The organism is Psychrobacter sp. VH5 (assembly GCF_050572635.1).
In the GTDB taxonomy this organism is placed as follows: domain Bacteria; phylum Pseudomonadota; class Gammaproteobacteria; order Pseudomonadales; family Moraxellaceae; genus Psychrobacter; species Psychrobacter celer.
The window spans coordinates 2,172,472-2,188,015 of the sequence record NZ_CP192145.1 but is presented as its reverse complement, the minus strand read 5'-3'; the positions used below and the strand labels follow the sequence as shown (position 1 = coordinate 2,188,015).

The following is a 15,544-nucleotide window of genomic DNA, read 5'->3' as shown; positions in this document are numbered from 1 at the left end:
TTGGCAGGCGTGATCGTCTGCCTTTTTTATAGTGTAAAGATACACCCTTGCTTAGATTTCAAATCCGACCATCTACCCATGACAGCCCGCGCCAATGGCTCAAATATCTGTGACAAATCAGTTTGCCGACTGCCAGCATGTTAATAAATGTTAAGGTTTAAAAGCATGATTACCTTTACTTAGCGATACGGATTGCATAACCCCCAATGGAGGACGGGTTAGCGCAAAGCATGACCATCATTAGCCTACAGCGTGGCAGCCTCACTAAAACAGCATAGAGCCGTCAAAGTAAAATAGATGCGCTCAAATCTGAGCCTATCACTTAATGAGGTGCGACTTTTCGGACACGTTAGGCGATCACTGCCAAACCCTTTTTATAGTGTAAAGAAACTAAGGTTTTCGGACACGTTAGAACCTAATAAAACTTAACATTCAAAACCGATTAATATAGCCGCCAACTTGTCAAAACTTGTTATTCAAAACCAAATCACACGCCGCCTAATGTTGACAAATGCTAACATTTTGCAAGGTAATCAATCATCATTGCCAATGTCACAAAGCTATGCAGTATAAGGGCTTAGCTAATTAACGGACAAGTATCGCGCGCGCACGCGAGGCAGACACCAATTACAGGGTTTTTGGAGTCCATAAAGGGTTAGTTTTTCGGAGTGCTTTAAAAGGACTGGGGTAGTTTTTGGACTCCATAAAAAGGACTGTTTTCGGACTGTTCCAAATCGACTAAGGGTAATTCTTTGAGTCCATAAAAGGGACTTTATGCACAGGTATCGTAAGGGACTTTTCGGACATCGTAAGAGGGGCTAGTTTATGGAACAGTACGCGCATGGGGCATATTCTGCCCGTGATGGGGTAGTTTCAAGACAAGTAACACGAGGCAGCATAAGCGACTTTTCGGACAGGTAAACGCCTTTTTATATCTTTCAAAAACCTATTGAGCAGATAACCCCCAATGGTGGGAATTAGCAGATGCACAGAAACGCATTAAAAACGCACGCATTTAAGCGCATTTATTGAGTGCGTGCAGCATTCCACAATTCAACCCCATGCAAACAAAAAGCAACCCCTAAACTTTTAATTACGCGGTCGTAAAAATATGCAGATGGCAGCGGTCACCGCTTGCAAAGTTATGAACAATTACACCGCCCTACCGTGTCGAGAAATGTTGAAACGGCAAACAGTGAAAATAATTACAAAATAATATTGAGTGAAGCAGCAAACAGCCAAAAAAGGGCGTTATCAAAAACGATTGTTGGTATTATGGTTGGTATTGCTCATTTTTAAAATATTAATAGCTTTTATTATCAGTAACTTATGCTTGTAGTTTAGTTTCCGCCATCTCCACCAAACATTTTAAAGAAAGTCAGTCACTTAGGTGGCTGGCTTTTTTTATGACATGATTTTGACATGGCTGGCTGACAGACGACCGTTGCCTTGGTTTTGTCTTGCATGGCCTGCGTGCCAAGTAGGTCGTAGTGCGCGAGGTGATAAATCAGCTCGGTGCTTTGTTGCAGCGGCTGCCAAAAAACCAAAGGAAATGTGTAAAAATAAGCCAATACGGTTACGCATACCAAGCTACCGACTTTTTGATACCTATGCCTGTTATTGAGGGAGCAGGGCGATCTGTTAGGTGGTTTTTGATGAATGGGCTAGGAGTGGCGCTGTTCTTTAGAGACGGTTGAGACTCTAGGTTTCCTTGTACCGCAGCGAATCCCATTTCATCAGTGATATTATCTCTAATAAATATCGAAAAAATCGGCTTATCTGCTTGGAAGTGCTGCAACAGCGTGAGGGTGGCCGAGCCTTTATCTGCCCCTTTTGGCATCATCTCCCACACATATTTGCCCTGTCTCAATGTCCAATTTGGATATGGCGCTACCACCGTTGACATAATGTGATGAGCAGTCTAAGCCAAAGTAGGATTTTGCCGATAATGCAGAGCAGCAGAGTGTGGTTTATCTTCTAGTATAAAATCAGGGTATGACCGACATGCTCGACGAATAGCGTATTTTGTCTTAGTCAACGCAGTGTTGTCTACTGACACCGCGCTTATTACGTCACGTCATTAGCACCGCTTTGGTGAGTGTTATTAAGGCTGCTCATTGCTATTTGTAAGCCGTGTGAAGCAGTAATCGGCAGATCCATAGGTGCCAGAATGTGCTCCGATAATAGGTCTGCTCGATTTTTTATCAATTCTGTAGCTTATGTATTTGACACAAATGCAAAAAAACCGCAAATCGTTATGATTTGCGGTTTTTTGTACTTCTATAATGGTACCCGGAGCCGGACTTGAACCGGCACGCTCGTTAGAGCGAGGGATTTTAAATCCCTTGTGTCTACCAATTTCACCACCCGGGCAAAACTTGTTTTATCTATACATTAAAAAGCGTTGATAGTGCTTTTCGCTGGTAAGATAAGTGGTGGCTATTATAAGCGGTTATGCTGATAATGCAAGCCTAAATTAACATAACGTTAATAAATAATTGGAGGCTGGAGTCGGAATCGAACCGGCGTTAACGGAGTTGCAGTCCGCTGCATGACCACTCTGCCATCCAGCCAATCAAGGTGGACTATATTAGCAAAAATAATTTAAATTACAAGTCATTTTTTGGCTAAAAATAGCTTATATGCTCACTTGTGCTGATTTTAGTGCTTTTTTATGAGTTTTTTGCGTATTCAGGCTCATCAGTGAGCCGGACTCACTGATGAGAGTACTGATCATTGAGTATGTACTTTTATAATATCTCTTCGTTATTACGTTTGGCTCGTTTGATATCGCGATAAGTCGCGGTACAAATCAATACCAGCACGCCGAGCGTAATGGCTGGCCAAATTAAAATATATAAGCCGTAGATAAAGACGTTGTCCATGATATCTCCTTATAGTATTTATGAAGGGTTGCCTGTGCAGTTGGTCACATATTGACCAACTGAACTGCCAAACCCGCAAGCGGTGCTCGCTACCTGTGTTTATGAAAGCTCAGAGGTCGATGCCTTGGCTTTTTTATCATAATCGCCGACACGTTGATTGATTAAAGCAAAATCAAAATGTTCATCACCCATGAGGCTAACGATGATACAAACGATGGTGCTGGCACCATAGGCCGTTAGTGAGGCCAGTAGTACCATGTACTGACGTAAGAAGCCTGTGGCAAAAATGAGCATCAGTATTAGCGTGATCGCTGCCGCTACCATGCCGATTTTACGACCCAAAAAGCCAAAGACCATCAGTCCAATCACGACTGCGGCGCCCACACTGGCCAGTATTTCAAAGAAAAGGGCAGTAAAGCCTGTCATCGGTAGCAGCTCAAAGCGTACCACACAGAATAGCAGCAGGCCGACGATGACCGCCGAGGTAAAGGCGGTATTGGTCACGCGGTTCCAAAACACACTGGCGATGACCGGAAAAACAATCGCGCCCCACAGCGCCCCTACAAAGACCAACATCACCAAGATATCTAGCTTAAAGCTGGCAAAGATCAGTCCGGCAGCGGTGGCGATAATCATCGTGCTACGACCAACGAGCATCATCGTTTTAGGCTTGACGCGGCCTTTGGCAATGTTTTTGCCATACACATCCGCCATCATAATGGTCGATAAGGCCGACAAATCCGAATCAGCAGTCGATGACAATGAGCCAATGACCAAGATAAAGAACAAGGCGATAAATACAGGGTGCAAGTAAGTGCTGACCATTTGCGGAATCAGATTATTCATATCGCCATTTAGCGGCTCGATACCGATGGTCAAAGCCATCAATCCGATCATACCAAGACCGATGACGATACCAGCATAGCCGACCGTAGCGGTAATAAAGGTCTGTTTAATCTTAGTCTTATCGATCGCAAACAAGCGCTGCGTGATGGTTTGGTTACCAATCGCATAAGCAAGCACAGCGACAAAATAGGGCGCTCCTTGCTGAAAAAACGCTTCGGATGAAAAGAAATCCTGCTGTTCAAGCGTGAGGTTAGAGAGACCATCGACCATGACTTGTGGCCCACCCATCGCAAACAGTACCGCTGGAATAATGACAATACCGATGGCCATCAAAGCGACCAATTGCGCAAAGTCTGTAAAGACGGAAGCGCGAAACCCTGAGGTTAGGGTGTAGCTTAGCACTCCGATACCCGCGATAAGTACACCGGTCTGAAACGATAATGGCGATAATACCGACACCAACGCCCCAGCTGCAGTAAAGTTGACCATCAAGCTAATTAAGCTGCCCATAAGGTTGGATATGGCTAAAATTAATTGGCTTGATGAGCCATGGCGGGCGTGGATAAGCTCACCTAAGGTATGACCATCGGGTGCAAGCTCACGAAAGCGCATACCAAAAGGGTAGATGAATAAGATCATCAGCGCGCCCCAAAAGCCGTAATGTATCGGCCCTGATACGCCATACTTGTAGCCAGAGGTCGCCGCCGCATAAAACGATGCCGCCCAAATCCAAGTAGCGGTCATACTAGCAGCACCCATGCCAAAGCCGACGCCGTGGCCTGCCACCATAAATCCTGAAGTGGTTTCTTTGTCTTTTTTGATCAGCAATGACAACAAATACGTGCCGCCATAAAACGCTAACAATAATAAAATAATGGTTAACGATGAAAATTGGAACAGTGACTCAGTTTTCAAATTCATACCTCGCGATTATTTTACATAAATAAAAGTTTAATAGTATAACTTTATCCAAAACTGTTAAGAATATAATAAAGCCCATAAAAGTCTTATGTAGAGGCATCACACAGTGCTAACAATTGACCGTCATAAAAAGCGGTCAGCGCCGACCCAAATGCAGCACGCTGGCGCACTTGGTGTTTTAAGAGTACCTGCAACCTGTAAATGACAACTGTCCATTGACATCATGCCGGTCACTCACTGTTGTACGTCATTTGAAAAAATCACATGCAACAGTGAGCCACGTCTCACAAAAATCGCAGGGCAGTCATCAGCATGCGTCTGTTGATGGATAGTCCATCACGCTGTCAAGTGGTCATACTTGATAGTAGCTGGCTGCTATAGAGCGCTGACAAGGCAGGTATCTACAGCAAAATTATGGATAAGCACTCAGCCATCTGCTGATGACAGTGCTAAGTGTAGACAGCTTTATCGGCTAATATTATGTATAGCCGGCTGAAATATACCCAAGCATGAGCGAATTTTTGCCCATGATTAGGTAATTGACGCATTACCTGTAGTTAAGGTATCAAACACGCTACAGCCCTGATGCGTCGCACCATAGGCTCGGTATTTATAAATAAAACTACAGCTATGTTAACTATGTGTAACATACTCGTGCACTAAGGGTACCCTATTCTGCCGTGAAGCTCAAATCCATCGGTCAGTTATCTGTCATAAATGACCAAAAGGCAGAGGCAGACCTCAAGAAAAATAGCATTGACAAATGGGGTTTATGAAAAGGTGTTTGTGAGGGTATCAATAAGGCTAACGTATTGAATGGTGGCAGTATTAAATGATCAATGTGAGGGTATCAAAGTAAACGAATCGGTGATAACGACAGGATTTAGAAAATGTGGTTAGGCAATACTCATCAAATGCCAGTGTAATAGGTGACTCTATTGTCACGCAAAAACCCAGCCAGCCCCAAACCATAGCGCTGGGCGACCCGTACGGCCGTACTGGTGGGCGCAGACATGCCAACGAGCCAAGGGATACGCCCCCGAATCGATTTTTGTACCAACTCAATCGATAATCGTGAGGTCATGAGTACGCAATCAACCTCTACTTTTTGTCGCAGTTGCCAACCGATTAATTTGTCGAGTGCATTGTGACGGCCTACGTCCTCAAACAAGTACAACTGCTGATCGTATATCGTCGCTGCTGCATGCACAGCTCCTGTCAGTTGGTGTGTATGCTGTGCGGCATCTACTTGCTGACGTAGTGCTAATAGATAGTCAAGGCTTGGCACGGTTGCCTTAGAACCATGTATGTTTGCTCGTGAGTAGTGGCTCAAGTCGGGCAATGCCTGTGTCAGCCCCGTGATACCGCACATACCGCAGCCTGTACGCCCCGCCAGTTGGCGCTTTTGGGCTTGGATGCGCTGATGGCATCGCTGGTTTAGCACCAGCTCTACGACATAGATATCATAATCTTGAAATTGCTCTAAGCGTTGCTCAATGGAGGCGGATTCAAGATCCCCATCGTTTAAGGATTGAGCAAACTTTTGGTAGATGGCAATATCCGTAAGATGTGTCACTTCCCAATCAAGCAACTCATGACTGTGCTGAATCAAGCCCTCGCTAAATAAGAACCCAACAGCCAAGTACTCTAGTTGGTAAGGGCTGGCCATCAGTACCGCATAATGAATCCCATTAATAACGATTGATACCGCTGCCTCTACTGCCAAACTGGTGGTTTGAGACTCAATACAGCTTTGAGGTATATCAGCTCCATGAGTCTTGTCCGATGGATAATAATGCTTCTGCACTAAATGTTTGCGAGCGAGCATTGTCTCGGCTGCGCCATTATCATTATCCTCAGATATCTCAGTCATAATCACTCTAGTTTCAGTTGTCTCTGCCATCATAGCCATTTTGCTAGAGGACTCACTTTGCTCAAAATTACTTTCAGTGATCATCACCACTTATACAGGTTCGGCTGTCTGAACACTTGTATTCACACGCTCTAAGATCACGGTCGTCGACTTGTAGGCAGGTATGTGCGAGTTTGGCGCATGGGTATCCAAATCAAATAGGTCGTTACATTCAGGATAATAAGCGGCGACGGCATTGGCGGCGATATCCATCTCAGTCAATATGAGCGGCCCTAGTACGCGCGGCTTGTTTTTATACGCTGTGTGGCTTGAGCTGCTGGCGTGCCGCGATACCATCACCTGATCTCCTTTTTGCCAGCCTAGGCGGCTCATCTCGTCTGGATGCATAAATAGCACGTCGCGGCGGTTGTTCTGGCGATAGCGATCGTTATAGCCAAAAATCATGGTGTTAAATTGATCGTGACTACGGACACTGGTCAATTGCCAAATTTTTTGTTCGATCCCTTGGTCGTTGTCATTGCCAGAGGGGTTTAAGCCATCATTTAAGGCAGCGGCGGTGTCGGCCATTTGGGCTGCGACATAAGTGATGGGGTATTGCGGCACGATAAACTGTGCTTTACCACTGTCTGTATTCCACACGCGGTGGCGCGCTGGGTGGTATAAATGAAAACCGCGCTCGGCTGCCCGAATGCGCGTGTTGAAGTTCTCAAAGCCGTCAATCGCTTGGGAGATATAGTCGCGAATGAGATTGAAGTCGGCACTCATCGCCTGCCAAGGAATGTCGGTATCAGCCTTGAGCAAATGCGTGGCGATATCGGCGACGATCTGCGCCTCGGATTTGAGCGCGTCGCTGACTGGTGTTAGGGTGCCTTGCGTCGGGACAATCTGACACATTGAATCTTCAATCGTTGCAAACTGCTCACCTTTTGTTGTCAGGATACGCTCAGTACGACCCAGACAAGGCAGTATTAGGTTGTGCGCCCCGGGGTAGAGCATGGTTTCATTGAGCTTGGTGCCCACAAATATATTGAGCTGTGTGGTGGTGAGTGCTTGCTCGATAGCGCTGGTGTCAGGTGCGGCGACCGCGTAATTGCCTCCCATACCCATAAACACTTTTAATTCACCTTCGATAAGGGCTTTGGCGCCTGTGACGACATCATAGCCATGCTCTTTTGGCATAGGACGCTCAAAGACGCGCTCTAGACTGTCTAATAAGGTTTTACTCGGGCGTTCATGGATACCCATGGTACGATCGCCCTGAACGTTGGAGTGACCACGAACAGGGGAGGCGCCTGCGCCCTCAATGCCAATCATACCCATCAATAATAATAGGTTGGTAATCATCGCAACATTGTCATCGCCTTGTACATGCTGAGTGATGCCCATGCCCCATGTGCAAATGGTCGCTGGACTATCGGCGACCAACTTAGCAAGCCTGATAATCTCTGTCTGAGCGATACCGCAGCCTTGCTCGATATCCGTCCAAGATTGCTCGGTCAGCCATTGTTTTAATGGCTCGAACCCTGAGGTATGCGTTGTAATAAAATCGGTATTAATTTTATTATTCTCAATCAGCCATTTGGCAATGCCGGTCAGCAGCGCTGCATCGCCGCCGATTTGGATTTGCACGACTTCATCGACCATATCATCACTTTGACCGGCGGCCATATGCGTGGGTTTTTGTGGGTTTCGAAACTTACTCAAGCCTTGCTCGCGCATGGGATTTATCGAGAGGATTTGGCAGCCTTGTTCATGGGCATGAGCGAGCATCTCGAGCATGCGCGGATGGTTGGTGGCAGGGTTTTGACCAAACATCAATATGAGCTTGGCTTGCTCAAAATCCTCTAGCATGACTGTCGCTTTGCCGACGCCTAGCTGTTTACCGAGCATCACTGAGGTCGGCTCATGGCACATGTTTGAGCAGTCAGGCAAATTATTGGTGCCAAAGCTGCGAACAAACAGCTGATACATAAAAGCCGGCTCGTTGGTCACGCGCCCTGAGGTATAAAATAACGCCTCATCTGGTGAGTCAAGTTGACCTAATTGCTCAGCGATACACTGATAAGCGGCCTCCCAAGAAATCGGTACATAGCGATCTTGTGCGGCATCATAGTACATCGGTTCTGACAAACGACCACTATGTTCAAGCTCATAGCCCGACCAGCCTTGCAGCTCGGTGACGGTATGCCGCGCAAAAAATTGTGCATCCGCCTTTTTCGTCATGGTTTCGCTGGCAATGACTTTGATGCCGTTTTCGCAGACGTCGATGCGCTTATGTGACTTATGGTCTGGCCACGCGCAGCCTGGGCAGTCAAATCCGCCTTGAGGCTGATTGCTTTTTAGGACGCTGACACTACCGCGTAAAAAAGTTTGATAATCCATCATTTTGCGTGTCGAGGAGATCAGCGCAGGCCAACCTGCAGCAGGGTGGGAGTAAACAGGAATTTTGCGCATGACAGACCTCATCGATAAATGGCGACATAATGGTGATGTTTCATCACTATATAATGCCCGCTGTACCGTGTGTAGCAGTAGTAACCATAGATAACAAAAAACCTTCAAGAAACATCAATTTTCTTGAAGGCATGCTCTGTTAGGGCGGCTTTATCAACAGCTAAAGACAACCACGGAGAACGCCGCGTTTAAGGCGATCAGTAGCGTGCGTCTTTGGGTTTTTTACCACTGGGCCAGTCATTGACTTTGCCTGCAAAATCAGGGCGCGGCTGATGGGTAAAGAAATGCGCCACGTCGACAGCATCTTGATCGCTTAGGACATTGCCGTGGCCCCATAGCCCTTTGGTCTGAATGCCCATGGGCATGTTGTATTTAATAAAGGCGGCAGCTTTATAGGTGCGAGCCATGCCTGCGCCGATATTAAAGGACTCATCGCCCCATAATGGCGGAAAAACGATGTCACCGCGACTGTCTTTGAGCCCTTCGCCATTGTCGCCATGGCAAGTCGCGCATTGTGCTTGATAGATTTGCTCGCCGCGTATAGGGTCCGGTGTCAATGAGGTATCGACAGCGCCTGCGTTTTTGATATCGACTTTGTGCTCTTTTGGCGTGTTTTGTGACAGCCATTTCATATAAGCCATCATCGCCTGCATCTCAGGTGACTCACGGTCTAAAGGTTTGCCATTCATTGAGCGCTGAAAACAGCCATTGATACGGGCTTCTAGATCGATTTCTTTGCCAGCACGCGGCATCACCCGTGGGTAGGTGTTATAGCTGTTGATATAGGGGTCGCCAAGCGGGACTTTGCCTTGTGATATATGGCAGCTATTACAGTTCATCTGCGCGCCGACGTGCTCTGGTAGCAGGCGCTTGGTTTCGTTAAGGAGCCGCTTGCCATAAAATATTTCCTCAGCATTTGGCTCATATAAGATGGCAGTGTCTTGCGGCAGTATATATGTGCCGATGTCTTCGTTGGCATCGTCGGCTGTGATCGTGTTAAATTCAGGCGCATTGCGCTCAGCAGGGGTAGGATTGGAGCAGCCACTGAAGGCGCCTATACTGATGACACCTAAGACGGCATAAACCGCGGCGCGCGGCAATATGAATAGTAAATGGGTCATTGGTTTGCTCCTTTTTCTGCAGCGTCAATGCTTAGGTCTGGGGCGATATCGGTACTGGTTTTTGGTTTTTTGGCGAGAAAAGCGCGCATTTTTACTACGTCATTGACGTCGATTTTGGGCGCTTGGTTGGTCCAGCTGTTGCGGACATAGTTGACCACCTCGGCCACATCCGCATCGCTTAAGTTAGAAAACTCAGGCATGGTAAATGCCATACGGTCATAAGGGGTCTTGGGCATCCGGCCGCCGCTTAAGGTGATTTGTAGGACGGAGTCCGCGTTTTTAGAATACACCGCGCTATTACCATCAAGGGCGGGAAAGATACGCGCCACACCTTGACCATCGGCGCGGTGGCACACTTGACAATACTCTGCGTAGAGGATTGCGCCGCGTGAGTCATAGTTGCCATCTAGCAGTTTTTGCGTGGTGGTGTCTGCTTTATTCGGCAAGGTTTCTTCTTTGTTTGGTGCAGGGCTTAGGGTTTTGAGGTAGGACGACATGGCGTTGATATCGTTGTCAGTCATGTATTGGGTGCTGTGCTCGACCACTTCGGCCATGGCACCAAAGGCAGCAGTGGTGTCGGTACGGCCAGTCTTAAAGAAGTCGTTTAATTCTGCTACTGTCCACGTGCCAAGTCCGCGATGCTCGCCGCGTATGCTTTTGGCACGCCAGCCATCGATGACCGCGCCGCTTAGATATTTGTTGGAGTCCGCGTTACTGAGCGCGACCTCTTGAAAGCCGATACCGCGGCTAGTGTGACAAGAGCCGCAATGTCCAGGGCCTTCGATTAAATACTGACCACGGGTCAAGAGCGCATCGTCCGTCTCAGGGACAAACTCACGCTTGCGATCAAATAACACCTGCCAGTAGGCTAGGGGCCAGCGCCAATTAGCCACTGGTGGTAGCTCGCTTTTTAGGTTGGCTTGCTGAACGGGTTTGACATCAGACATAAAAAACGCATACATTGCGGCCACGTCCTCATCTGGCATCAGCTGATAAGACGGGTAGGGCATCGCAGGATACAAGGCTTTGTTATCATGGCGTACCCCGTGTTTGACCGCATTTTTGAAATCATCAAAACTATAATTGCCAATGCCCGTGTCTTTGTCTGGGGTGATGTTGGTTGAGTAAATCGCCCCAAGTGGCGTCAGCATCGGGAGACCGCCTGCATAAGTCTCGCCGTCAAGCGTCGTATGACAAGCGACACAGTCTGCGGTACGGGCGATGTACGCGCCTTTTTTTATTAAGGCCGGATCGGTGATATCGACCTCAATATTGCTCGTGCTGGTGCGCATATTTGGCAATAATTGTCCAATAATAAAGGCAATGACCAGCCCGATAATACCGATGATTAAGATAATCAGTGGCCACTTTTTGTTTTTCATCCGTCCACCCTCCATAAGATAGCTGTGTCCAGCACACCATGCCCTAGGATTGCATACGGTGCGCATGACGATTTAAAGGTCGTACTATGATGATTAAGTATAGGGCAGGCGCGGCACTGGCGATATTGTGGAAAACCACATTATAATTGGGGGTTTTGGTTTATAATATCGACTGATAGGTCCAGTGGGAAGTGAGCACGATGTATAAAGGCTCTAAAAATAAGGCGACGTGGCATGCGTCTGTTGGTGCCGTCTTACTGATTGTAATGACGTTATATAGTGGGGTAGGTGTCGCGACAGCATTTGCGCAGACGTATTATGTGGGAGTGCTGGCGCCGCAAGGCGAGAGAGCCGCGCAAGATCGCTGGCAGCCATGGCTAGATGATATCAATCGGCAGCTCGCCGAGGACACGGTGATATTAGTGCCGTTGGCATTAGAAAACTGGCAACAGCAAATACAAGCCAAACAGTTTGCATTTGTGCTGGGTCCGCAAGTTCAGTTTATAAAAATGAATACCACCAAATGGCGCTGGCTGGCTACGTTGCAGGCGCCGACAGTGTTGTCTGAGCAGGCGCTGTCGGTCGATGATAAGGTGCAAGGCTTTCGGGCACATACGCTCACCCAACGTGCATCGCAGGCGACGGTTAGCTTGGCTCAGCAGTTTCGCCAAATACCTGAGCCGATAGCGCAGCAACAGCCCAGCGCGATGGAAGCGGTCGCCAGTGCCTTATGGGTGGCAGCCGATAGCAATATCTATCGTTTGTCAGATTTACAGCGCCGTACGGTGGCCGCAGTTGATGCCGATGCGTTTGGTGGATATTTGCTGGGCGCGCATTTACTACAGCAAAACGGCATCACGCCCAGTCATTATCATATACAGTTCACCGGCTATCCGATTGAGCGGAGTTTGCAGGCTTTGGCCCATGGCAGGGTCGATGCTGCCATCGTGCCGCTATGCTTGATGGAGGAGATGACGCGGCAAGGGAAAATACATGCCAAACAATATCGTCTACTGCATCCAGTCGCGACCGCATCAAACTGCCAGTCTTCTACAGCGATCTATCCCAACTGGACGCTGGCCGCCACTGAGCAAGCACCTGCGGCATTGGTACGGCAAGTCAGTCAGCAGGTATTTGCCCCGCCGCCAGCAGAGCAAATGTCTACGGCAGGGCTGCGCTGGCTGCCTCCAGAGTCTAGTATGGAGGCTGAGCGTGTCTTGTATGAGATGCAGCGTCATCCAGCCCAAAAACCGTTCAGCGCTCATTTGCTCGACTGGATACAAGCGCATCGGCTGGGAGTCGCCGTGCTGGTGTTTATTATCCTGATATCGACCATCAACTATGGCTGGATGAGTTGGCTGGCATGGCGTCGACGCCAAAAAATACTGACGCAAAACCGTCTCATTCGTGACTATGATGAGCAGCTGCGTCAATCAGAGCGTTTTGCGGTCATTGGTGAGATGAGCGGTGCCATCGCCCATGAAATCAATCAGCCGCTGGCAACTATCCAAAACTACGCACAAGGACTGCTGATACGGTATCAGAATAAGACTAAGACAGAAATAAATAATAAAGAGACAAACAATAAAATGACACAAAATGCCTTAGAGCAGATCGTCCATGAGACCAAACGTGTCGCAGCGATCGTCAACAATATCCGCAGCTGGGCGGGACGCTCGCAGCGGAGCGCCGCCGATGACGTGAGGGTCGACATCAGAGCGACCTATCGGCAGTGTGTTTTATTATTGGGTGATAAAGCGAGCGGTATCGATTTTTGGCTGATAACCGACTATAAAGGCCTGACCCTGCCGCATCTGCTCTTAGAGCAACTGCTTATCAATACCATGAGCAATGCCGCCCAGCAAGGTGCGACAAATATCTCGTTACGCTGTCAGATAGATAGCCGCGATGACAAAAAGTGGCTGGCGCTGCATGTCAGTGACGACGCAGGAGGATTTGATGCGCGGCAATTGGCTCAGTCTCATCAGCACGAAGCTGCATCTGGATATTATGCCGCGCAGTCGAGCAAAGCGGACGGTCTGGGGCTGGGTCTGATGATTTGTCAGCGGCTGTGTAAGTCCATAGAGGCACAGATAGCGCTAAGTAATATCAAAGTGGCCGCAGAGCTCTATAAATATCTTGTGGCAAACGCTCAGACCTATCGCTTTCGGCGCACCTTACAGGGTAAACTGCAGTCGCTACCCGCGCATCTAGGCCAGCCGCCAGCAAATACGATAGGCGCGCAAGTCTCTTTTTATTTGCCGCTGTCTGTACTTGATAAAAACAACGGGCAGTAATATAGCCAGTTGAAAAAAACAGTTATAAATTGTGAAGCGTGATGGGTATAAGTTTTATGTGTGCTGCATGCCTTCGATGCTGCGCAACCTACATTTAAAAACACCATCATTTATCATCACTCAATTGGGCCAAAGAGGTTTATATGATTTTTTCCCCTTTGACACACATCTCTGAGCACGGTCAAGATACGCCTATGATGTCATCTGACCATGTACCAAAAACCAGCGCTGAGTCCCTTGTCGTTCATATCATCGATGATGAAGAAAGCGTGCGCCTCTCTTGTGAGTTTTTACTTGGGAGTTTGGGGGTGCAAGCGCAAGGATGGCCGAGTGCGTTAGCGTTTTTGCAGCAGGTAGATATCTATCGTCCCGCTGTCATCATCAGTGATTTGATGATGCCGGAGATGAGCGGGCAGGCGCTACAGGCGTATCTGAATAATCATGATAGCCCTATGGCGCTCATCGCTTTGACAGGTAATGGCGAGATTGCTGATGCGGTAAATATGCTCAAACAGGGCGCGGCCGACTATCTAGAAAAACCCATAGGCAGTCAGCGTCTACAGCAAGCGTTGGCACAGGCGCAATCATTGACCATCAAGCGTGCCAAACTGTACGAGATACGCAAGCTGTATGCTCAGCTGACGGATAAAGAAAAGCTGGTAGCCGATGAGCTGCTACAAGGTAATATCAATAAAGTCATCGCCGACCACTTAGATATTGCCGTGCGCACAGTCGAGGTGCACCGCTCACAGGTGATGAAAAAGATGCAAGCGCAGCATGTCAGTGAATTGATTCAAAAGCTGGTGCTGCTTGACACTTAGGGCATATCCTTACTGGTGACTCATCTTGCGGTATATTTACCAGCTATCGGGGACCTGTTTTTAAATAAGCACTGTGCATAATATCAATGACTTAGCTCAAAATTAAGCTATCGTCTTCGACCTTTTCACCACGGGTTTGCTCGAACATATCGAGCAGGTCATGGACAGTCATGCCGCGACGAGTGTCTCCTGCAACATCTAAGACCACTTGGCCTTGATGTAGCATCACCGTGCGCGTGCCGTGCGCCAGCGCCTGCTGCATAGAGTGGGTGACCATCATCGTCGTGAGGCTATTGTCTGTGACGATCTTATCAGTCAGCTCCAAGACAAACGCTGCTGTCTTCGGGTCAAGCGCGGCCGTATGTTCATCTAGTAATAAGATTTTGGAAGGCTGGAGCGAGGCCATCAGGAGGCTAACTGCCTGACGTTGACCGCCTGATAGCAATCCCATGCGGTCAGTTAAGCGGTTTTCTAATCCCAGTTTAAGTACGGACAGCTTTTCGCGAAACAAATCACGGTTATTTTGGTTTAAGGCAAAGCTCAACCCACGCTTGCCGCCACGTTTGTACGCCAGTGCCATGTTTTCTTCGATAGTGAGCGCCTCGCAGGTGCCCGCCATCGGGTCTTGAAACACGCGAGCGACCCAGTGCGCGCGCTGATGCGCGGTTTTTTTGGTGACATCAATACCATTGAGTAAGATTGAGCCACTATCGACACGTGTGGTACCACTGACAGCATTCAAAAACGTGGATTTACCAGCACCATTGGTACCAATCACCGTCACAAACTCACCATCTGCAATGTTGAGATTGATGCCGCGTAGCGCCGGATTTTCGATAGGGGTGCCTGGGTTAAAGGTTAACCGCAAATCTGTGGCTTGCATCATAGTCGTTATTCCTTATTGTCACTTTAAGACAGTCACTTAAAGCTTGTATTGCTACTTT

General features: G+C 48.0%; 10 protein-coding genes and 2 tRNA genes. 2 read left to right on the top strand and 10 right to left on the bottom strand.

The genetic code is table 11. From position 1 onward, the window contains the following. Window positions 1-1,576: 1,576 nt before the first annotated feature. From ACNFVB_RS09165 to ACNFVB_RS09125, 9 genes are all read right to left on the bottom strand, one after another. Complete coding sequence (locus ACNFVB_RS09165) at window positions 1,577-1,906, bottom strand: hypothetical protein (protein WP_430737281.1); 330 nt, start codon at window positions 1,904-1,906, stop codon at window positions 1,577-1,579. A 380-nt stretch (window positions 1,907-2,286) separates the two neighbouring features. After that, window positions 2,287-2,373: transfer RNA gene (locus tag ACNFVB_RS09160), tRNA-Leu, on the bottom strand. Between the two features lie 126 nt (window positions 2,374-2,499). Further along, window positions 2,500-2,573: transfer RNA gene (locus ACNFVB_RS09155), tRNA-Cys, on the bottom strand. A gap of 177 nt (window positions 2,574-2,750) precedes the next feature. Beyond that, window positions 2,751-2,885: a putative transporter small subunit gene (locus ACNFVB_RS09150; protein ID WP_208855952.1), complete on the bottom strand. Its 135-nt coding sequence runs from the start codon at window positions 2,883-2,885 to the stop codon at window positions 2,751-2,753. A gap of 99 nt (window positions 2,886-2,984) precedes the next feature. Beyond that, the gene (locus tag ACNFVB_RS09145) at window positions 2,985-4,652 is read right to left on the bottom strand and encodes a sodium:solute symporter family protein (RefSeq protein WP_430737280.1); all 1,668 of its coding nucleotides are present in this window, start codon (window positions 4,650-4,652) and stop codon (window positions 2,985-2,987) included. A 910-nt stretch (window positions 4,653-5,562) separates the two neighbouring features. Next, window positions 5,563-6,525, bottom strand: a complete 963-nt coding sequence (locus ACNFVB_RS09140; RefSeq protein ID WP_430737279.1) for a formate dehydrogenase accessory sulfurtransferase FdhD — start codon at window positions 6,523-6,525, stop codon at window positions 5,563-5,565. Between the two features lie 90 nt (window positions 6,526-6,615). Next, window positions 6,616-8,979 carry an FdhF/YdeP family oxidoreductase gene (locus ACNFVB_RS09135; RefSeq protein ID WP_430737278.1) on the bottom strand — a complete coding sequence of 788 codons (2,364 nt, stop codon included), beginning with the start codon at window positions 8,977-8,979 and terminating at the stop codon, window positions 6,616-6,618. A 197-nt stretch (window positions 8,980-9,176) separates the two neighbouring features. Next, window positions 9,177-10,100 carry a c-type cytochrome gene (locus ACNFVB_RS09130; RefSeq protein WP_288996883.1) on the bottom strand — a complete coding sequence of 308 codons (924 nt, stop codon included), beginning with the start codon at window positions 10,098-10,100 and terminating at the stop codon, window positions 9,177-9,179. Continuing rightward, the gene (locus tag ACNFVB_RS09125; protein WP_288996885.1) at window positions 10,097-11,482 is read right to left on the bottom strand and encodes a cytochrome c; all 1,386 of its coding nucleotides are present in this window, start codon (window positions 11,480-11,482) and stop codon (window positions 10,097-10,099) included. The genes ACNFVB_RS09130 and ACNFVB_RS09125 overlap by 4 nt, the downstream gene beginning before the upstream one ends. A 200-nt stretch (window positions 11,483-11,682) precedes the next feature. Between ACNFVB_RS09125 and ACNFVB_RS09120 the strand changes: the two genes are divergently transcribed. Both ACNFVB_RS09120 and ACNFVB_RS09115 read left to right on the top strand, forming a co-directional pair. After that, window positions 11,683-13,779, top strand: a complete 2,097-nt coding sequence (locus ACNFVB_RS09120; protein ID WP_430738513.1) for a PhnD/SsuA/transferrin family substrate-binding protein — start codon at window positions 11,683-11,685, stop codon at window positions 13,777-13,779. A gap of 143 nt (window positions 13,780-13,922) precedes the next feature. Then, a complete protein-coding gene (locus tag ACNFVB_RS09115) occupies window positions 13,923-14,600 on the top strand; it encodes a response regulator transcription factor (protein WP_430737277.1) in 678 nt (225 codons plus the stop codon). A gap of 91 nt (window positions 14,601-14,691) precedes the next feature. Here ACNFVB_RS09115 and ACNFVB_RS09110 read toward each other — a convergent pair whose 3' ends face one another. After that, a complete protein-coding gene (locus ACNFVB_RS09110; protein ID WP_100749770.1) occupies window positions 14,692-15,486 on the bottom strand; it encodes an ABC transporter ATP-binding protein in 795 nt (264 codons plus the stop codon). Window positions 15,487-15,544: the final 58 nt, after the last annotated feature.

Coding starts and splice junctions, on each gene's coding strand:
- ACNFVB_RS09125 (WP_288996885.1), bottom strand. CDS start 11,482: ATGAAAAACAAAAAGTGGCCACTGATTATCTTAATCATCGGTATTATC.
- ACNFVB_RS09150 (WP_208855952.1), bottom strand. CDS start 2,885: ATGGACAACGTCTTTATCTACGGCTTATATATTTTAATTTGGCCAGCC.
- ACNFVB_RS09110 (WP_100749770.1), bottom strand. CDS start 15,486: ATGATGCAAGCCACAGATTTGCGGTTAACCTTTAACCCAGGCACCCCT.
- ACNFVB_RS09145 (WP_430737280.1), bottom strand. CDS start 4,652: ATGAATTTGAAAACTGAGTCACTGTTCCAATTTTCATCGTTAACCATT.
- ACNFVB_RS09120 (WP_430738513.1), top strand. CDS start 11,683: ATGTATAAAGGCTCTAAAAATAAGGCGACGTGGCATGCGTCTGTTGGT.
- ACNFVB_RS09140 (WP_430737279.1), bottom strand. CDS start 6,525: ATGACTGAGATATCTGAGGATAATGATAATGGCGCAGCCGAGACAATG.
- ACNFVB_RS09165 (WP_430737281.1), bottom strand. CDS start 1,906: ATGTCAACGGTGGTAGCGCCATATCCAAATTGGACATTGAGACAGGGC.
- ACNFVB_RS09135 (WP_430737278.1), bottom strand. CDS start 8,979: ATGCGCAAAATTCCTGTTTACTCCCACCCTGCTGCAGGTTGGCCTGCG.
- ACNFVB_RS09115 (WP_430737277.1), top strand. CDS start 13,923: ATGATTTTTTCCCCTTTGACACACATCTCTGAGCACGGTCAAGATACG.
- ACNFVB_RS09130 (WP_288996883.1), bottom strand. CDS start 10,100: ATGACCCATTTACTATTCATATTGCCGCGCGCCGCGGTTTATGCCGTC.